Source organism: Chryseobacterium lathyri (assembly GCF_003290185.1).
Taxonomy (GTDB): Bacteria; Bacteroidota; Bacteroidia; order Flavobacteriales; family Weeksellaceae; genus Chryseobacterium; species Chryseobacterium lathyri.
Genome location: NZ_QNFY01000014.1, coordinates 95,431 through 113,574, shown reverse-complemented (window position 1 = coordinate 113,574; position 18,144 = coordinate 95,431). Strand labels below are relative to the sequence as shown.

Sequence of the window (18,144 nt, the reverse complement as noted above, 5' to 3'; positions counted from 1 at the left end):
TTTTATTTTTTTTGTTGGTATTGTGAATCTTTCAATTGTTTTTCGTCAATCAGAAATACATAAGAGTTGTATTTCAATTTGGCTTTGTTGGTTTTAATCAGGTTAGCAATGGACTTGGAAGTGGATGTAAACAGCTTAGAGCCAATACTGGTGAAAAATCCCTGTCCGCCCATATCCATCTGCGTTCCCTGTACGGAATTGCTCCCCATTTCCCGAATCATATCCCGGAAAACGCTCTCTGGCACATACAATCCTTTCATGCCATCGACGTCGTAAACCGATAAGTTGACCGGGTAAATTTCTCCTTTGGTAAATACAGATACGATACTGAGATTAACCCTTTGCATCGCAAATCCTGAAATCTGCCCATAGAGTATGGAACCCTTGCTGAGTTTTTTGTTACCCACAAATATGTCTTCCAATAATCTCAGCCGGATCCGGCTTCCCAAATACCCTTTGTTGTTTTCATCAATGACCGCCTTGATAAAGCTGTTTTCCTTTTCTTTGTAAAAAGCATTAAACTCACTATTGATACCGGATTTACTGACATTGAAGGTAGAATTCAGAAATTCTTCCATTTTTTCCTTACTCATTTTCAGCTTTTCCTCTGCTGCCAGCTTACTTTGGTACTCCGGGTCTCTTGCTTTTTCCAAAGAATCCATCACCAGCATCTGTTGTTTCAGGTATTTGACCGGATCGGGGTTTTGCTGATGGGTTTGAGGAGTTGCTTTTGAATGCTCTGAAGCATAGTCACTTTCCGGTTTTCCGTAGGATTGAACGTTCAGCATCCTGATAATCTCTGAAGACCTTTTGTAATCCCGGTCATCATTCTGTTCTTGTTTCGGATTATAGTACGAAGATAAATTTCCTTTCGATTGATATCCGGTTTGCCTTCCGGACACCGCTTTAAGCGAATCTATTTTTCTCTTTTGAGCTAATGACAGCTGGTCTTCGTAGCTGAGCAAGCTGTCCTTTTCTTTGCCCAACCCACCGAGCATCGTCCTGTTATCTTCTTTTTTGAAAAATGCATCATAGGCATCGTTTTTACTCATAATAGAATCTTGCGACTCACCAAGAGAAAGGGAGAGTTCTTTAGGCTTCTCTTTGGGCTGTTCTTCTTTGGCGAACTGGGTTCCTACATAGATAAAAAGCAGCAGGAACGGCAATGCCAGAAGGGGCAGGATGTATTTTTTCTGTTTGAAATCAAGTTTTTTCATTGATTTTTTAATTTTTGAAATTGGTTAAACAAATATTCAATCCTCAGGCTGTCTTCTTTCTGTAATTGCTTTCGGTCTCTTTTCACTTTTAAAATCTTAAGCTCTTCCACAATCTTTTCCATCTCTGTTTCGTTGTTTACAGTGGAATGCTGAGCCATTTGACTTTTAGAGTAAAGGACAGGCGACTTAATGGTAAATACAGTTTCCTTAGTAAAGAAAATTCCCTGGATCAGAGAACCTATGAATGACACTGACAAAAAAATCATCGAATAGGTAAAAAACTTTTTCGGATGATGGACGATCCATTGTAAGCATTTCTGTCGGGCATGTTTGAATATAGTGTTCATTGTTAGTACGAATTTTTGGTTTGATTGGAGATTTCTTCATTATCAAGGATCCGCCAGTTTTTGAGGATCACTCCATGCGGGTTATTGGGACTTCGGATGATGTCCTCAAAGAAGCCCTCAGTGATGAGCTTTCGGGTAATGACAGATGATTTTCTTGTAATCATCTGCTTCCCGAAAAAAGCAAATTTCTTTTGTTCCATATCGAGCTTAACCGAATCGGTATGAGTGCTTACCATAGAGCTGGACGCTATAATCTGGTTATAAAAGCCTTTTTCCCTGAGGTTGGTGTATTCTTTCTTTCCACTGTCATCAATCAGGTACAGTGATTTCTGGATATTATCCTTGATGTAGGTATCGTCAGGAGCCAATGTGAAAAATAACCGGTGAAAGAGTTCAATCTGGGCTTTGTATTCAACGGGCCTGTTAAGTAAAACATCGGTTTGCTTTGCCAAAACCGGGACACCGTTATCCAGGATATAAATGGATTTCCTGGAATCTTCAATCATTTTATAGGCGAAGAAAAATCCTGCAATGACAACGAAGACGGCAAAGGCAATGGCAGAAAGTGAAACCACCTTATTCACCTTGATTCTTTGTTCTATATTTTTGATAAGCATTTTTAATTTATTATTTATTATTGCTACTACTGTTATGACCATCGCTGCTATTACGGTTACTGTTCCCACTGCTATTGTTAATACTATTATTACCAGTACTTCTACTGTTATTCATTGCACTGCTCACCCTACCGGATGCAGAACCGGATTTCGCAGATTTTGCAGATGTTGCAGCCACAGAAGCTCCTCCGGTTTTAACAGCCAGAACCGCAGTTTTAGCACTGCCTGCCATTTTGCCTATGGCACTTTTCATCTTCGTCATGGCTCCGGCTCCTCCTGCTGATACAATGGTATCTGCAATGGTAGGGGTCATTAAAACCCCGATTCCGGTTACGATATAGGCTACGCACGTAAAAAGTTGGTTATAAATCATTCCCGAATTGGTTACATAGACCAGTAGGGCATCTAAATTGGTCACCGTTCCGTTTGTTAAAAGGGTATCATACCTTTCTATTTCCATCATATAGCCGGAAGCGATCAGCTGCTGGCCAATGTTGATGATGGTATACGCCACAAAAGTGTAGAGATTGATATTGATGAATTTGGAAACCCAGTTGTAGAGGGAACTTTCAAATCCCGGAACAAGGGCCATTCCCACGGCGATCGGACCTAATATAATAAGGATGTACGCCCAGATCTTCTGAATAAAGAAAATCAGGTAGACACAAATTCTCAGAATGGAAAGGCAGATAAACTCAATCACTTCAGCAACTAATTTTTGCATCTGGAACTGCATCCTGATCTGCCACTCCTTGATGGGCTGGATAAGTTTATCCAATCCCTCACTGATATCAAACCACGAATCATCAGCATCTTGTCCGGTATTCTCAATGACTTCCTGCTTGGCATCTTCATCTGCTTTCAGCTTGATGATGGCATCGAGCAATTGCTGTTGTTTTTTGAAGCGCTGCACCCGAAGATCATTAACCTCAGATTCTATATCGCTAAAAATACTGATTCCCGGCTCTGCAATGGCTTCAAAGGGAGCCTGTATCAGATTAACGAAACCCGTCCAGTAGATCAGCGTAAATCCAATCAGGATTGGTTTCAGCATCGGGGTAATCTCCCACTCCCGGTCTCCGGCTGCCATCTGCCATCCCATGTATCCGAGGTACATCAATGCCCCTAATCCGCCAATGGCTTTTCCCACCAATGCGGCATCACTGGCATTATCCTGAATACTGGTGTCCAGCTTGGTAAAGACCTCCATAAACCATTTTTCAAAAGCTCCGTCGCCTTTCAGGAACTGAAGTAAATTGCTGTAATCACCATCGGTCTGGGCAAAGCCCATTACCGGCAATAAAAGAGCCAGAAGACAACAGCGTAAGGTTACTATCTTATTCATCTTAATATCGGTGTTTGTATTGATTCATAATATTTTGAACGACCTGCCCGTCCGACGACGGACTCCAGGCTGTAGGCAAAGCATAAGGAGAATGATTTTTCAGGATATTTTTATAATCCAAAAGAAGGGTCGTTTTGTTATTATGTTTCCTTAATTCCTGAACAAATTTTCTCCAACGAAGTAGGGTTTCGTGGTACATTAGAAAGCGTTTTCCCCTTGGCATATCCATAGACCGGGACATCGAATATTTTTCTTTGATCATATCCAGTTCCTGCTGAAGCCTTTTTAGGGTTCCTATACTATAAAGTGTTTCGTAGGTCTCCTGGTCTTTCAGCCTCCATTCCATAAAATTCTGCGGGGTATCCGGAAATTCAGTAATGGGTTTTAACATGCGCTTGTAATACAATAGCCAAAGCGGATCGGCATCTACGGTAGCAGAAGTCCAATGGGCAAAGTCCTGGACACTCCTTTTATAAATGGTATCGGAAGCAGCTTTTATTTTTTTGGCTTCTTCTTCCTCATATTTCACTTCTGCAAATCGCTGATTCTGTACTCCCGTGGGTTTTAAGGGTCTTATGTCGTCTCCATCCTTATAATCCCTGTTGATTTTAGGAGCCCACATCCCCCATACCGTGGCATAGGCAAAATTGGTCTGAACTCCCAGGAAATATTTGGGGTACGGGCGCCAGTCTCCCCAGCTTTCAAAAACCATCCGCTTGTGCTGGGCGACAATGGCTGGGTCATTGAGCCTTTTTACACTCAATTGTGCGGATACGGTAGCAGCTACAAGCAGTAATTGCAGCCTGATTAATTTTATAAATAATTTTTCCATTGTTTTAGTTAAAAATGTATTTGTATTTCTGAATAATGTCCCCCACTATGGCTCTGTCGATATTGATGTAATTCCTAAGTACAGGTACCTGATAGAGATAAGGGATCTTCTTGGCGTTCTGTAGCCGTAAAATGATATAGAGAATATTGCCGTTGATATTCCTGACCCTTGTCAGTACCTTTTCAATGAGCATTTCCCGATCCATAGCATCCATCAGAAAATCTTTGTTTTCATTCAGGATATCCTGAGTGACCTCCTGTTGGAGCTTTATTGCCTGCTGTCCTATGGCCGCATAATATTTTGAAACCAGCGCGGCATATTCCGGATGTTGCACAGACAAATCCAGCATCGCTTGGGAGTTGCTGACGATTTTCCCTAAATACTGATAGAGATAGATAAGCTTTTTACTTTGGGTAAGGGCCGAATTGACATTTTTAAGCTGCTGGTAGATATATTCCTGAATAGCAATCACCTGGGCCGTTTTATTTTTGATCTCGTTATACAGCTCATTTTGCTTTTCATAAGAGTCTAAAAAAGCCTGCTCACTCCCTAATCGAACGCCATGATTGACCGTAATCTGGGACAACAATTTATCATTTATCACAATCTGCTGGCTTTTTACACAAATCGTAAAAAGCAGTACAATTCCGAGGGTTAGTATTTTTTTGCTCATATCCTTATTTTTTTCATTATGGTATTTGCTAATCTTCGATTTCATTCTTAAAAGGATTTAATGTTCTTCATAATATTCTCGACCACTTGCTTATCCCTGTTGACGTAGTACTGCAAAGCTCTTTTATTGCGCAGTACCTTGGCTTTAATATCGCGTATTTTGAGCAGCATATGGGTAGAATTTCTGCTCAGGGTTTTGACTTCGCCTAAAGCATAATCCAATAAAATCTTGCGTTCCGATTTTTCCATTTGATTAATGGCTCCGTAAGAGAGGATAATTCCGGTGATTAAGCGGAGTACCATTTGTAAATCATCCACATACTGTACTTCCGAAGGCAGGACAGCTGCAATGGAGTAAGGCGCGGTACTGATTTCGTCAATAATGGCAGCCTGATTTTGGGTGATCTTATTCACCTCCCGGCCTATCGCTACTCCTGTTGGAATCGCCTGCAAGGCAAATGAAACAATCCTCAGCCTGTCCTGTATTTTAACCACCTTATCCTTGAAGCTGTTCCACTCGTTTTTATTGATGGTTTCAATTCCGGCATTCAGTGTCTGGTTTTGCCGCATTTCTTTTTGCCTGTCATGCTCCTTCATCGTGGCGTTGATTTCCAAATCCATCATTGGAAAGGAAACATTTTCTTTTTGCCAGGCGGGTGTAGACCCTCCTCCGGAAGAAGTGATTACGATGTAAACCGTCGGAATGAATACGCTTAAAAAAAATTTCCTTTTCATCCTATGATCTTTAAAAATTACGTTTGTACCGGTTCATAATATCTTCAACAATGGCTTTATCGGTATTGATATAGCCCGCAAAGGGATTAATGGAATTCCAGAATCCCAGCCTGTTGGCTTTTTCCAATCGCAGCTTTATGGCCAAAAGCCACAGCTTTAAATTTTTTACATTTCCGGAGATATTATGGAGGATCTTATAGCGGTCGCCTGCTGTAGCGAGGTTCAGCTCTCCCGAAGCCAGGATGTCCGATACATCGGTTACGATTTTCAGGCTTTGCTCATAGGTTTTTTGCGAGGCTTTAACCCCGAAAATGGCGTATTGGGGATGCGTGGAAGCCAGTTGAACGACGTCTGAAGAATACCCGTAGCATTTATTAAGTTCCGTGTAAATCTCTTTTACCTGAATCCCGTTTTGCAGGGTGCCGGAAACTTCTTTCAAACCTTTGAGTATTTTATTCTGGATATCATTGGCGGTTACCATCTGGGTTCCGACCCAGGTCTGCGCATCTTTCAGCTTGGAAGTTTCATCGATGACTTCATTCTGCTTGGCTTTCAGGTTTTCTGAATACAGGATCATCGCTGCCGTTACGGTAGGGTCTATGTACGTGTTTTGGGCATACAGTACACTTCCAAATCCTAAAAAAATTAAACTAAACTTTTTCATATTCATGCAGTTGTTTATTGATTAATTCTGAAAGACTGATGTTATGATCTTCTAATTTCTGGGTAATGATTTTGAGGATATTCTTACCGGCATTCGCTTTCCGGTTCTTTAGTCCGTGGTAGAATGCAAGGACTTTTGAGTCCAAAGGCTTTTGGTAGAGGTTCACTAAGGAAACCATGCTTCCCATATCATCCCCGAAGCTTTTCACCTGTTCTACAAAGATTTCTAAGGCTTTATCATAATTTCCATACTGCTGTACGTAGTATTCAACAGCCGACTTTTCAGGCTTTTCCGTGGTGTAGGTCAAATATTGCTCGAGGGCCACTTCGTTGCCGTATACTTCTCCTTTGGAACCTCTTTTGAGATAAAATTCCTTGAAGCGGCTTCGCCCGAACTTATTATTTAAGTTATTGATCGTGAAGATCTTGTTTTGCTCTACTTTATTCAAGGAAAGCAGAGCGGCTATCCGGTCAAAGTTGTCCTTAAATTTGGTCTGATCCAGCAGAATAAACGTATCGGAGTTGTTGATAATGCTGTCTTTTACGACGGCATTGCCAATAATATCGTCCAGTTCCTGGGTAACCACCACTGCTTCACCCCAGAATTTTCTAACGGTTTTGTAGAGATAGAGGATGTATCCACCCATTAATTTTGAGGCAATAGCTTTCCATGCTTCTTCAATAATCAGGGCTTTGCGACGCTCTTTTCTGAGTCTCATCTTCTGGATGAAAGTGTCCATAATGATGAGCGTTACGATAGGAAAAAGTTTGGGATTATCTTTCACATTATCGATTTCGAATACAATGAAAGGCTCATTAAAGAGACTATTGTCTCCTTCATTATTTAGGGTTGTCCCGTAGCGTCCACCTTTGTAAAAATCCCTTAATACAAATAGAAATGTCCTAAGATTAAATTCCGTCTCTCTAATTTTATGCTTTTTATTATTCAGGTAAAGGGGCAGGAATTTTTCGCAGTACTCATAGAATCCGTTGAAGGAAAGTTCTTTTATAACAAGCTTCTCTTCCAGCTCCTTAATTTTTTTAATCAGGGCTTTCCTAAAGGATTCATTCCAGTCTTCAGTGTCTTTGGACTGCTGTATGATTTCATTAGCCTTAGTAAGAATCAGCTGGGTTTCATTATAGGCTTTGCGTTTTTCCTGATCGCTCAGCGTTTCATAAGCTTCATAAATCGTATAGAATTTCTCGCTGTCATAATCAGGATTATTCAGATTTTTATCCGGATGGTATTCAATCGCGAGTTTTCTAAAGGCTTCCTTCACTTCATCAAAGCCGGCATCGAAGGTAATTCCCAGAATGTCATAATAGGTATGCTGTCCCCTGGACTGCTCTTCATATGCTGCATAGACATCTTCTTCGTGAATATTGTATTTGCTTAAATAAAGGATAAGCTCCTCCGAGGTTGTATTTTCATACCACTTCGTTCCTGAATGGAAAAAACTGTGATAATACGACATCAGGACATTATCCAGTATAGATTTCTGTGCCGAGGACATCGTGGCATCAGGCCCCTGCCAGATCAAAAAGATAAGGTTAGTCAAAAATTCTATTTTTTCAATATTGAATTCTTTTTGGTCCATCAGGAAAGGATTCATTGTAATGGGTTTTTCCTCGGTATACTGGATATATCTTCCGCCTTTATATTTGCAGGTTCCTGAATAGGAATCTCCGGTATCCACGATCACGACATCATAATTGTAAGTGAGGTACTGTTCCACGATATTATTCATTAAAAAGCTCTTGCCTGAACCGCTGGGACCCAGCACAAACTTGTTACGGTTATTAATTCTTCCGGTTTTCATCGGTAAATCCGAGGGATCTACTTTTAGGGGAACGCCCTGCCGGTCGGTAAATCTGAGGTAGAAGCCACTTTCTTCGTTCACGGGGTAGCTTTCTTTAAAAAAAAAACATAACGCCGCTTCGCTCGTCGTCATAAACAGATCATACTCCCTTAGTTCTGTGGCGTTACCCGGTAGGGCTGCTCGAAATAGCTCCAATTGGTTATAGGCATTTCTTGAAACTATGATCCCCTTGGTAAACAGCTTATTTTCAATCATCGACTGTGTCCCTTCCATTTCTTCCAGCGTGTTTGTTGAAAATAGTAGGGAAAAATGGGCATTGACAATAAGTTGGCCGTCTATGGCTATATGATGGAGAAGGCTCTGGATTTCTTCGGCAATAATGGCATTGGATGGAGAGTTATTTGCCGCTCCTTCGTGCTTTTTCTTCTTTTTGTCGAGTTCCCTTTGCTGCTGTGCCTGATGTGGAATGGTAATGACCTGGTTGTAGATAATCGTTTCATAATCTTCCAGCTCATTAATGAAGGTAAAATTATCCACTGCCGTTTCTGCCGCAGCTCCGTTTCCTCCCAGGATAGAATAAGGTTCAATTTCAGAGGGCAGGTCAATGTTTTCTACATCGACATAAGAGATGTTTTTAACAAACCGGTTGCCTATTTGCAAATATTCATTAGTACTTCTGATATTGTCGAAAACCGGGGTACCCGAAAACTGCATGGATAAAGCTCCGGAAATATAATACTCAAAATCTTTCTCGAATAAAAACTCCGGTTCACAGTCATTTTGCTTCAACAGCATAAACACCTTCTGGCATTTGTCCCGGAGTTCTTTATAACTCTTTTCTGTTATATTGCCACCAGTCGCTGACCGGCCGGATTTCTTATTTTTATCATGAATAATATCCGTAAACAGCAGTACTGTTTCAATCGTTTTAAAAAGCCTGCCGTCAAAATGCTCGGAATATTTCTGTTGGAGGAACTCCTTGGAAGCCTCGGCTGAATATTTCTTTTTTGAGAAAATATCAAGCTTCTGAACAATCCTCCCTTCTCCGATGATGGATACCACCTGGTTCAACACCGTATGGAAGTTCAGATAATTGTCCGGATCTGCGGAATATTGTTCCACCATATTCCTGATTCTGATGCCAATGATGGGGTTTCCATACTGCCCGAAAAGAACATCAAAATCCCAATGGTGATCTTTTCCGTAATCATACCCGATGAAAGGAATATTAAATGTCTGCTTTTTTGTTGTTGCCATGCTGTAAAAATTTTTTATTGTCCAACCTTTTAGGAAATATGAAAATCTGATCGAAGTTTTTAGTTTTATCGTACAGGCCATGTTTATCCTGCCTTTTGAAAATGAGATAGACCCCGCCTCCGGTGGCTGTAAGCCCCAATAAAGAGCCCAGTAATCCAAACCTGGATAATATGAGTGCGGCTACGACTCCGGCTCCAATAACACCCACTGCATAGAAAATATATTTTCCTTTGAGTCCGAAGAATACAAGAGGCTTTTTGAGCCCCTTGTAGAGGTAGAATCCCATACCTTACGCAAAGAATGAGGTTACAAATTCCGGAACGACAATCAGAAAGATCATGGCTCCTCCATAGCCCAGGATTTCTTTGTTCACATCCTGATCACCGTTAGTCCATTTGTTATACACTCTAAGACCTCCGATAAAGCCGACCAATCCACCCACGGCTTTCAGGATCAGTTTGATGGGATCCCAGTAGTCTTTAATGTCATTGGCTGCATTAGAGATGGCTGTTGCTCCGCCCTGGGCAAATACAGGCGTGACAGCAAGGAGAATCATACAGGCAGTCAATATCTTTTTTACTGCCACATGGCGTTTTACATTGTTGTTCATAATGATTAATTATTGGTTTAGAATTAAATTTTTGTGTTTAGGAATTGGCATAAGGGGTATGCTATCCGTATCAAATGATAGGATGATATTTGGTCAATTTGAAGGGTTTCTTACTGCTTAGATGACGGAGTGGTAGACCTTTTGGCCATCGTAATTAGCCACCAGCTGCACGGTGGTCTCCGATAAATTCAGAAGCTCTTTCCAATGGGATTTTTTAGGTTCAGCCTTTTCCTTTTTAGGATATTGTTCTGCTTTGCTTGGCATATCCTGAGAATGATTTGTGTTATCTGATGGGCTCTCTTCTTCTGGTGCTGTTTTGGTATCGTTCACCGGTGCAGGCATATCGTCAATATCCTGCTCAGATTCAAATCGTTCTCTTAGTTCTTCCAGATCCGGACGCTGATTGGCAGAAGATGGTTTTGGGAAATCAAGCTCCTTTTTTAAAAAGGATTTGGGTGTACTGATGTTTTCAACATCTTCAATTCCAATCCGGCTTGGAGGTTCAGCATCAGCTTGTGCAAAACCGCCTATTGAAAATTCTTCAGTCAGATCGACATGAGTGATCTTTTCTTTTTTTAAGAAAAGGTCGTACAGGATATTTCCGGCATAATACAGGAAATAAGCTGCTAATAGGATGAGTGAATACTTTATCATATTTCATTTTTATTTTGTTTTTCTTTGGAATCAGTGTTACAAGGTAATTTGTAATGTTTCATTGATCTGTTCAATGATTTCGTTGAATGGCTTTTTTATGGCATATCGTTGTTCGTAAGTAAGCTTACTCGTATTAATGGTCTGCAAACAGTTCCTTTTGTATACAGGGCTTTCAATCAGGATTCCATATTTTGCGATCTCGATATCCATCTCCTTTTGGTTAAGATATTTATAGCCTTTGTCATATTTGGATCGGATAAAGATCCGCTCTGCCTCACTTTCGAGTAAACCAAGCAGGTTTTTGAATACAAGGGTCGATTTTACCGATACATCAGAGTATTCGAAAGGGATGATGATAAAATCGCTGTAAATGAGTAAGTCACTGTATTTCTGGTCCAGTGTGCCTGCCAGATCAAAAAGGTATATATCTTCGCTTTCCTTAAGGCCTATAATTTTTTCCAGATCTGCAAAAGGCCGCTCTTCTTCATTGTCTCCAATGAGTTCCACTTCATAAAGCCTGGGCAGCTCTGAATATTCGTCCTCTTTCCATTTGTTGAAAAAAGATTTCTGAAAGTCAAAATCATACGCCTTGATCTTCCTTTGGGAAACCTCACAAAGGTAATTGGCAAATGCAATGGCAAGAGTGGTTTTTCCCGCTCCGCCCTTTTGGGTGGCAAAGGTGATAATCATAGTTGGGTTGTTAGCTGTTGGTCAATGGTTATCGGTTTTAAAGGTGTTCGTTAATTTTTTTATGGGCGATCAACTGATAGCCATTGGCTCTATTTTCTCTTTTTTCTTCTTTTCTTACGCTCCTCTTCTACGGGGTCTTTTCCTGATCCTCCTGATGATCTGCTGAATTGAAAAATCAGATCATTGATGCTTCTGTTCAGTTCTTTTGCAAGTGTTTCATTTTGGGTCTCTGAAACCTGTTGCCCTTTTTCAGCCGGATTCAGGAATCTTTGATAATCTTTTTCGCCGATCAGCTGTTCCAGCTCTCCTACATAGTGTAGTTTTGAGTGTATCGCATAAAATTTACCGTCTTCGGACTTTATAATGTGAACATCTTTTGCGTTCTGTGTTCTGAGATATTGTTTTACCTCACTCCTCACTGAGCCAAATATTTCTTTATTTTTTCTTTTTTTAGTTTCAAAAAGCATAAAATCTTTTGGTATATGGTCTGGATTCTGGCGTTTCAAATGCTCTAATAGGACTTGTTTAGCAGCCTCATCTGCTATATTGTAATCCTTTAAGCTTTCAAAAAGCCTTTTGTCTATGGTGTCGGAAGTGAATTCAAACAGCTCGTTCATTTTCATGATTTCACTTCCTTTATATACTGATCCCGTCTTATGGTCAATTAACGTATATCCAAAAGGTTTGAGTTCTACAGCAGTTTTTACTTTGTCAGAAGTATGGAATACAACATCAATCCCGAAAACATCCCTCAATTTTTTCTGAAGCTCACTCTCAAATTCAATTTTCGGCTTCCAGTTCTCGTTGTGCTTTTCTTCTGGTAATACACCTTCCTGAGCCCTGTGGTCTTCAATCCTGAATACCTTGCAAGAGTTCAGTTCTTTGTATTTTAAGAGAATCGCTTTTAACTGCCATGCCCTGGAATCTTTTTTTTGACTGCTGAAATTGAGCTCGGCAGCGTTAATTCTTTTTTCCCAGGCTCCGTTTTTTAGTATATCCAGAATATTCTCATCATTCCTATTGGGAGAAAGCCGGAATCCGTTTCTTTCTAATAGCAGTTCCAGTTGCTTAAGAGAGCTGTATCGGTAACCCAGTAATTTTTCTATTTGCTCCTGTGTACTTAATCCATACAGCTTTTCCATGGTACGGCTTAATGCCTGCTGTGCTTTAAGCCTTTCGTAGCTGTCACCTATTTTCTTTCCGGTCTGTTTACTAACACGGGTAGAAACAATGTGTGTGTGGTTATTTTCCGTATCATTGTGGAACACCACAATAAAAGGCTGCTTTCCATACCCCAGTTCATCCATAAAGTTTTCTGCGATGCTGGTAAGCTCTTCTTTGGTATGCTCCCGGAACTTCGTGGAAACGACGGCGTGGAACTGAGGCTTTTTTACCCTTTCAATATTTGAGATGGATCTTAAATATTCCCGTACCTCCTGCTGACTGCTGTTTTCATTAACGATGGAAGGAAAATTTTTCATCAGCATCAGTTCTCCACTCCCCTTCTCTACCTTTTTATCATTATACTGTACTCCGGGAAAGTTGGAACCCGCTGGTTCCATAATTTTTATGATCAATTTTTATGGTAATATTAACCGCCTACTTACGGATTATACTTTAAGGTTTGTTCCTCTTATTTTATATGCCTAAAATTTGTTTGATCTGTATTTTTTGTGCCGGGGTTGCTGTCTCAAGAATGGATATGAAGACCGCCACATTATCGTTAATTAATCCCAGTTTTCCGTCCGGTCTTGCAACGACTTTCAGGGTATGAGAAGTATCAGGTTGCGGTACCATATGATAGGTAGGATTGAGATTCAGTGTCCCATTGATCTTGAGCCATCGCTCAGCAAAGTCACCGATGATCAAACCATTGGTCCAGGAAGCGCTCAGATCAACGACGTTCTCTGTTCCGATAGCTTCGGAAGGAACCAGGCTTGCATTGCTGTGTATGACCAGCCTGTTGTTTACAGTTTCTACAGTATTTACCGTATTGCTGTGCCCGGCTCCTGTTCCGATAAATACATTGTTTTCTCCCCGGATATAGCCTCCGGCCTGCGCCCCGAGCATCACATTTTTGCTTTCCGTTGTAATAAACTGCCCCGAAGACTGACCTAAAATGGTATTATAGCTTCCGGTATTCAAACTGTTCAGGGCCGACTGGCCTATTGCTATATTCTTATATCCGGAAGTCAGTTTTGCCAGAGTTGCATTTCCAAGTCCTACGTTCACATTTCCCGTAATAATTTTTCCGGCATTGGAAAGATCATATCCCGAAATATGGCCGATAAAGGTATTGTATGCTCCGGTTGTTACTCCATTCAAACTGTAGCTTCCAAAGGCGACATTCCCTGAAGCAGTGGAGAGCTTCTGCAGGGCTCCGTAGCCGTAAGAAAGATTATACGTTCCCGTGTGCATCTGGTTCATATTTCCAAAATACAACGAATAGGTCTGCGGATTCATTCCTAAGGCAGCATCTGTTGTACCTTGCTTTGTGATGGAGCTTCCCGTAAACGAAATATATCTCGGGGCAAAGTTTCCTCTTTCAACTACATCATATAAGCTCCCATAAAGCGGCTCCCATACCGAACCGTCGAAATAGTAATAGGCATTAGGACTTTTGATATGGACAACCTGACCGGAAAGTACCGGTGCTGCTTCGGTCACATAGACCAATGCCCCTTTTTGCAAAGTTGTGTACGTATAGGAAGCCAACTCGCTTCCTTTCACTCTCGGAGCAATAATGCCATCCAATGCTTTGCTTTTATCCGTATTACCGATAACATCAAGGGTTACTGCGGGGCTGGTGGTATTGACACCGACCTGACCCTGAATATTTCCAGCTGCAAGAAGGAAAAATAATCCTGCGAGACTGCATATTAATTTCTGCATATCATTAAATTTGCTGTTTGTTTTATTTTCCAATCATGGAATAGATCTTTTTAAAAATGCTATTCTGTTCTTTTTTTAACTCAATAATTTGACTTAACTGCCTGTTGAAATAGTCTACATCAGAAGAGGTTATGGCTTTCATTGTATTGACATACCGGGCTACCTGATTGATGTTCGTTTCTATCTTTACAAAAATGTTGTCCTGCTCTTCAATGAAATTCAAAACTTTCCGCCTCTCATCATCCAAAATCCTGTTTTCTACCGAATGTATAATTAAACTCGTCAGGGAGATTTGCTTTTCTGAGCAGATTTTCTTCCAGTTGTCTTTTCTGGATTTTTGAATTCTTATAATAATCAAGTCTTCTTTTCCTCTTTCCATTTTCAATTTATCCTATGGTAAAATAACTTTAGTGAAGCTTTATCCGATTTAAACAGCTCTGCGCTTCTTGGCAAGTAAGGGTTAATATTTCCTCTCTGATAAATAACAGAAAAATAAATCTGTGTTTTCATTTTGCTTTCTGATTAAAATTTCTTCTGCAAAATTGGGGCATAAAAATCGTGAAAACAATAGTATTCATAGGGCGTGGGCTAAATAAGAACGTGCTGGGCTTATCTGGAATATGTGAAGATTAAAAAAGAATATACTGGGCTAATCTGGAATATTGTTCCTAATATTCCCCAAAACAAAAAAACAAGTTCCGCTGTTTTTTCTCCTTTTTGCAAAAAAAGGCAAGATCGTCTTTGGAGATACAACTTGAAAAGTTTGTATATACAAAGACACATCTTGCCTCTGTAAAGTCGCCCACTTTTTCAAAACTCTGAAAAGGCACTTACATCAAATTATAAAACACTAATAACCAGCAATTTGATTTTATTTATATGGTTTTTGCTGTTGAAAGAAAAAATATGCAAAAATCGAAGTGCGGAGAATACACGAACCTGTATCCATTTTACTCAGGGTAAGTAGATGACCTGATACATTTTTACACAGGTTCTGTAATAGGGTGGGTAAAATTTACTCAGGTTAGAATAAAACATGGGTAATTATTACGCAGGTTCCAATTTTTGCCTGTAATTATTTAAGATCAGACATGTACCTGATACTATTTTGCGCAGGCGCTACAATAAGGTGGGTAAAATTTACGCAGGTTAAAAGAAAACATGGGTAAATTTTACACAGGTTCAGCTTTAATCGTAATTATTTAAGATCACAATGTACCTGATACTTTTTTATGCATGTCTTATAATAAGCTGGGTAAAAATTACTCAGGTGAAAAGAAAACATGGGCATTTTTTACGCATGTTAACTTCATCAATAAGTATATTTTACCCTAAGTAAGTAATTAATCCCTGCAAGAGAGATATTTTGGAAATTAGTTGTATTTTAGATTTAAATAAAAATATTATGGCTGAATTTACCAACAAATCATTTGAATACACAGATATCGTAGAGGGCATTGAATATAAGATCAAGGTATTGATTGTCTCTGCACCTGATGATATTCAGATCTCTAATGTGGATACCCAAGAGGCAAAGGGCTTTATCTTTAACATAGCTGTTAGCATTGAGCCACGCATTTCAAATGATTATTTTGATACAGCAAAACAGTACGTGTACGTATTTGGCAGGGAAGGTGAGCATAAATTTGGCTATCTTGAAAACGGTACTCTGGTTGAGACTGCTGAAAATCGCTTTATACAACTACTGACGGTTCATACGCAGGAAGTTCTTATAATTGCCGGGAATGAAGGACACTTCCATGTATAACTGTTATGTTGTTTGCATTTCTGATGATACTTCTAAACAGTAAATATATTTGATTTTACTGAAACGCATTCAAGCTATTAACTGGTGTAAAAACTTGAAACTTTGTAGTCCGAAACCAGTCTAAACTCAAAACCTTTTGGACGGTTATAATAGATACAAAAATCCCAAAACCGATAAAATTAAATCTATGATTGTACTTCTATGTATTGATTATTTTAGAAAACCCGTGAATTGGAATTACCCATTTCTTCCAAGAATCGGTGAAAAATTATTTACGGAAGATTTCTTTCCCCATGAAGAACTTAAAGAACTGAAAGATTATTTGGTCGTCACTGATGTGATTTGGCATAGAGAAAATACGGAATCGAAAGAATTGTGTATAAGTTTACTATTAGATTACCAAAAATAAGGTAATCTCAAAAAAGATGAAAAAAAATAAGCTTTATATTTTTGCAATAATAGTAGTAATTATCTTAATTCTGATTTTTATTTCTAAGTATATAAAAGTAGGAACTTGGGGAGTGAATAGATCCATTAATTGGTGATGGAACTCTGGTTTTGATAAAAAATTAGATAATCTCCAAAACGATTGCTAAGCATGCTGACAACTTGTGTGTGCATCCTACAATTTATCTACATTAATCTTTTTAAGAGGGCTAAAAGAAAATATGGATATGTTTACGCGGGTTAAAAGATAACCAATAGTTAATTTACACAGTTGTAGATGTATTTAATCAAAAAGAAAAAAAATCTTATCAATCCGCTTTTAAAAGTTTTCTATGAGAAGTCTTTAATCTTTATTGTTCTTCGTCACCGTTTTTGTCAAGCTGCTCAATATTATCTTTTACCAATTGCTCCAATTGGTAGGTGGCAACTCCTAGTGGTTTATCCATACCCCGCATGGCGTATTCTACTTTAACATTGCTTTTTGATGCACAGAGTAATAATCCGATCGTAGGTTCATCGGCTGGGGTTTTAAGCTTATCATCTATGGCACTGATGTAAAAATTCAGCTTTGAGATATATTCGGGTAAAAACTCTCCTGCCTTGAGCTCAATAACAACATAAGCGTGTAACACCGTATGGTAAAAAAGTAAATCTATTTTGTAGTCTGTATTATCAACTTCAACCGGATACTGCCTGCCTACAAAGGCAAAACCTTTTCCCAGTTCCAATAAAAAGTCAGTAATTTTATGAGTCAGAAGCTTTTCTATTTCAAGTTCTTTTACTTTTTCAGAAAGCATTAAGAAATCAAAATGATAGGGATCCTTAAAAATACTTTTGGCTAAATCGGACTGATATTCCGGTAAAGTTTGTTCAAAATTATGGATTGCCTTCCCTATTCTTCCATATAAATTACTCTGAATTTGTAGCAGCATCACATTTCGGCTCCATTCATTTTTGACGGTTTCTATGATATAAAAAGCTCTTTCTGCTGTATCCTTCACTTTGGTTAACAGACTGATATGATGATACCATGTAATTTGTGCAAGTGGCACTTGCACAAGTTCACCACCAGATTGTGCAAGTGGCACTTGCACTATTGGAAAGTCCGGATATGCTTCCGCAAAAGCCCGCATATATTTGAGATTCCTAACAGAAAACCCTTTGCTTTCAGGAAAATTCTTAGCCAAATCTGATGCTAAAAGGTCAATAATTTTACTCCCCCAACCATTTTGTTTTTGCTTTTCAATGATAGAATTTCCGATTTCCCAATACAGAGTTAATAACTCTGCATTGACCTTTAAAGCTGCCTGGGTTTGGGTAAACTTTATTTTATCTGCTATAAATGCTGTCCAATCCTGGTAATCTTTATGATAGATAATTTCATCGCTCATATAAAAGCATATTTCTTATACCTACAAAGATAGCAAAGCCTCTTAAATAAATTATAGTAAAACACTCCGCAATTACTTTTGTAATGCTTACTTTAGCTTTTAAGCATACAGACTGAATTGTCACCTTATCTGTTTAGTTAAATTTTAGTATTATATTCTCTAACCCCGATGTGGACATTTAGAATAT

Annotated in this window: 19 protein-coding genes; 2 read left to right on the top strand and 17 right to left on the bottom strand. The window is 39.3% G+C overall.

The genetic code is table 11. From position 1 onward, the window contains the following. Positions 1-2: 2 nt before the first annotated feature. The 16 genes from traM to DRF61_RS18625 form a co-directional block, all read right to left on the bottom strand. On the bottom strand, positions 3-1,217 hold the full coding sequence (traM, locus tag DRF61_RS18705; RefSeq protein ID WP_111959872.1) for a conjugative transposon protein TraM: 1,215 nt from the start codon (positions 1,215-1,217) through the stop codon (positions 3-5). Further along, positions 1,214-1,564, bottom strand: coding sequence for a hypothetical protein (locus DRF61_RS18700; RefSeq protein ID WP_111959870.1), 351 nt, complete (start codon positions 1,562-1,564; stop codon positions 1,214-1,216). Before DRF61_RS18700 ends, traM begins: the two co-directional genes overlap by 4 nt. Positions 1,565-1,566: 2 nt before the next feature. After that, the gene (gene traK, locus DRF61_RS18695) at positions 1,567-2,181 is read right to left on the bottom strand and encodes a conjugative transposon protein TraK (protein WP_111959940.1); all 615 of its coding nucleotides are present in this window, start codon (positions 2,179-2,181) and stop codon (positions 1,567-1,569) included. Positions 2,182-2,191: 10 nt separating this feature from the next. Continuing rightward, complete coding sequence (locus DRF61_RS18690; RefSeq protein WP_228452555.1) at positions 2,192-3,526, bottom strand: TraJ family protein; 1,335 nt, start codon at positions 3,524-3,526, stop codon at positions 2,192-2,194. 1 nt (position 3,527) lies between these two features. Further along, the gene (locus DRF61_RS18685; RefSeq protein ID WP_111959868.1) at positions 3,528-4,358 is read right to left on the bottom strand and encodes a hypothetical protein; all 831 of its coding nucleotides are present in this window, start codon (positions 4,356-4,358) and stop codon (positions 3,528-3,530) included. A 4-nt stretch (positions 4,359-4,362) separates the two neighbouring features. Next, positions 4,363-5,031, bottom strand: coding sequence for a hypothetical protein (locus tag DRF61_RS18680; protein WP_111959938.1), 669 nt, complete (start codon positions 5,029-5,031; stop codon positions 4,363-4,365). Positions 5,032-5,078: 47 nt separating this feature from the next. Further along, positions 5,079-5,765, bottom strand: a complete 687-nt coding sequence (locus DRF61_RS22710) for a hypothetical protein (RefSeq protein ID WP_157963409.1) — start codon at positions 5,763-5,765, stop codon at positions 5,079-5,081. A 10-nt stretch (positions 5,766-5,775) separates the two neighbouring features. Further along, positions 5,776-6,429 (bottom strand): hypothetical protein, encoded by a 654-nt coding sequence (locus tag DRF61_RS18665; protein WP_111959936.1) that lies wholly within the window; start codon positions 6,427-6,429, stop codon positions 5,776-5,778. Next, on the bottom strand, positions 6,416-9,505 hold the full coding sequence (locus DRF61_RS18660) for a TraG family conjugative transposon ATPase (protein ID WP_111959862.1): 3,090 nt from the start codon (positions 9,503-9,505) through the stop codon (positions 6,416-6,418). Before DRF61_RS18660 ends, DRF61_RS18665 begins: the two co-directional genes overlap by 14 nt. Next, on the bottom strand, positions 9,477-9,791 hold the full coding sequence (locus DRF61_RS18655; RefSeq protein ID WP_111959860.1) for a DUF4133 domain-containing protein: 315 nt from the start codon (positions 9,789-9,791) through the stop codon (positions 9,477-9,479). Before DRF61_RS18655 ends, DRF61_RS18660 begins: the two co-directional genes overlap by 29 nt. A 3-nt stretch (positions 9,792-9,794) precedes the next feature. After that, positions 9,795-10,115: a DUF4134 domain-containing protein gene (locus DRF61_RS18650; RefSeq protein WP_111959858.1), complete on the bottom strand. Its 321-nt coding sequence runs from the start codon at positions 10,113-10,115 to the stop codon at positions 9,795-9,797. A gap of 117 nt (positions 10,116-10,232) precedes the next feature. After that, complete coding sequence (locus DRF61_RS18645) at positions 10,233-10,769, bottom strand: hypothetical protein (protein WP_111959856.1); 537 nt, start codon at positions 10,767-10,769, stop codon at positions 10,233-10,235. A 36-nt stretch (positions 10,770-10,805) separates the two neighbouring features. Further along, positions 10,806-11,459, bottom strand: a complete 654-nt coding sequence (locus tag DRF61_RS18640; RefSeq protein WP_111959854.1) for a ParA family protein — start codon at positions 11,457-11,459, stop codon at positions 10,806-10,808. 89 nt (positions 11,460-11,548) lie between these two features. Then, positions 11,549-13,021 carry a relaxase/mobilization nuclease domain-containing protein gene (locus tag DRF61_RS18635; RefSeq protein WP_307724875.1) on the bottom strand — a complete coding sequence of 491 codons (1,473 nt, stop codon included), beginning with the start codon at positions 13,019-13,021 and terminating at the stop codon, positions 11,549-11,551. A gap of 76 nt (positions 13,022-13,097) precedes the next feature. Beyond that, the gene (locus DRF61_RS18630; protein WP_146896928.1) at positions 13,098-14,351 is read right to left on the bottom strand and encodes a hypothetical protein; all 1,254 of its coding nucleotides are present in this window, start codon (positions 14,349-14,351) and stop codon (positions 13,098-13,100) included. Positions 14,352-14,373: 22 nt separating this feature from the next. Beyond that, positions 14,374-14,730 carry a hypothetical protein gene (locus DRF61_RS18625; protein WP_111959848.1) on the bottom strand — a complete coding sequence of 119 codons (357 nt, stop codon included), beginning with the start codon at positions 14,728-14,730 and terminating at the stop codon, positions 14,374-14,376. A 1,026-nt stretch (positions 14,731-15,756) separates the two neighbouring features. On the opposite strand from DRF61_RS18625, the gene DRF61_RS18620 reads away from it, so the two are divergent. After that, on the top strand, positions 15,757-16,119 hold the full coding sequence (locus DRF61_RS18620; protein ID WP_111959846.1) for a hypothetical protein: 363 nt from the start codon (positions 15,757-15,759) through the stop codon (positions 16,117-16,119). A 187-nt stretch (positions 16,120-16,306) separates the two neighbouring features. Continuing rightward, entirely contained in the window at positions 16,307-16,528 is a 222-nt protein-coding gene (locus DRF61_RS18615) for a hypothetical protein (RefSeq protein WP_146896931.1), read from the top strand. 388 nt (positions 16,529-16,916) lie between these two features. On the opposite strand, the gene DRF61_RS18610 is transcribed toward DRF61_RS18615, so the two are convergent. Beyond that, positions 16,917-17,957 carry a PDDEXK nuclease domain-containing protein gene (locus tag DRF61_RS18610; protein ID WP_111959842.1) on the bottom strand — a complete coding sequence of 347 codons (1,041 nt, stop codon included), beginning with the start codon at positions 17,955-17,957 and terminating at the stop codon, positions 16,917-16,919. Positions 17,958-18,144 lie beyond the last annotated feature (187 nt).

Excerpts from the sequence above, each read along its gene's own strand:
- DRF61_RS22710 (WP_157963409.1), bottom strand. The coding sequence starts at position 5,765 with ATGAAAAGGAAATTTTTTTTAAGCGTATTCATTCCGACGGTTTACATC.
- traM (WP_111959872.1), bottom strand. The coding sequence starts at position 1,217 with ATGAAAAAACTTGATTTCAAACAGAAAAAATACATCCTGCCCCTTCTG.
- DRF61_RS18610 (WP_111959842.1), bottom strand. The coding sequence starts at position 17,957 with ATGAGCGATGAAATTATCTATCATAAAGATTACCAGGATTGGACAGCA.
- DRF61_RS18655 (WP_111959860.1), bottom strand. The coding sequence starts at position 9,791 with ATGGGATTCTACCTCTACAAGGGGCTCAAAAAGCCTCTTGTATTCTTC.
- DRF61_RS18615 (WP_146896931.1), top strand. The coding sequence starts at position 16,307 with ATGATTGTACTTCTATGTATTGATTATTTTAGAAAACCCGTGAATTGG.
- DRF61_RS18680 (WP_111959938.1), bottom strand. The coding sequence starts at position 5,031 with ATGAGCAAAAAAATACTAACCCTCGGAATTGTACTGCTTTTTACGATT.
- DRF61_RS18660 (WP_111959862.1), bottom strand. The coding sequence starts at position 9,505 with ATGGCAACAACAAAAAAGCAGACATTTAATATTCCTTTCATCGGGTAT.
- DRF61_RS18630 (WP_146896928.1), bottom strand. The coding sequence starts at position 14,351 with ATGCAGAAATTAATATGCAGTCTCGCAGGATTATTTTTCCTTCTTGCA.
- DRF61_RS18645 (WP_111959856.1), bottom strand. The coding sequence starts at position 10,769 with ATGATAAAGTATTCACTCATCCTATTAGCAGCTTATTTCCTGTATTAT.
- DRF61_RS18665 (WP_111959936.1), bottom strand. The coding sequence starts at position 6,429 with ATGAAAAAGTTTAGTTTAATTTTTTTAGGATTTGGAAGTGTACTGTAT.
- DRF61_RS18690 (WP_228452555.1), bottom strand. The coding sequence starts at position 3,526 with ATGAATAAGATAGTAACCTTACGCTGTTGTCTTCTGGCTCTTTTATTG.
- DRF61_RS18635 (WP_307724875.1), bottom strand. The coding sequence starts at position 13,021 with ATGGAACCAGCGGGTTCCAACTTTCCCGGAGTACAGTATAATGATAAA.
- DRF61_RS18620 (WP_111959846.1), top strand. The coding sequence starts at position 15,757 with ATGGCTGAATTTACCAACAAATCATTTGAATACACAGATATCGTAGAG.
- DRF61_RS18700 (WP_111959870.1), bottom strand. The coding sequence starts at position 1,564 with ATGAACACTATATTCAAACATGCCCGACAGAAATGCTTACAATGGATC.
- traK (WP_111959940.1), bottom strand. The coding sequence starts at position 2,181 with ATGCTTATCAAAAATATAGAACAAAGAATCAAGGTGAATAAGGTGGTT.
- DRF61_RS18685 (WP_111959868.1), bottom strand. The coding sequence starts at position 4,358 with ATGGAAAAATTATTTATAAAATTAATCAGGCTGCAATTACTGCTTGTA.
- DRF61_RS18640 (WP_111959854.1), bottom strand. The coding sequence starts at position 11,459 with ATGATTATCACCTTTGCCACCCAAAAGGGCGGAGCGGGAAAAACCACT.
- DRF61_RS18650 (WP_111959858.1), bottom strand. The coding sequence starts at position 10,115 with ATGAACAACAATGTAAAACGCCATGTGGCAGTAAAAAAGATATTGACT.
- DRF61_RS18625 (WP_111959848.1), bottom strand. The coding sequence starts at position 14,730 with ATGGAAAGAGGAAAAGAAGACTTGATTATTATAAGAATTCAAAAATCC.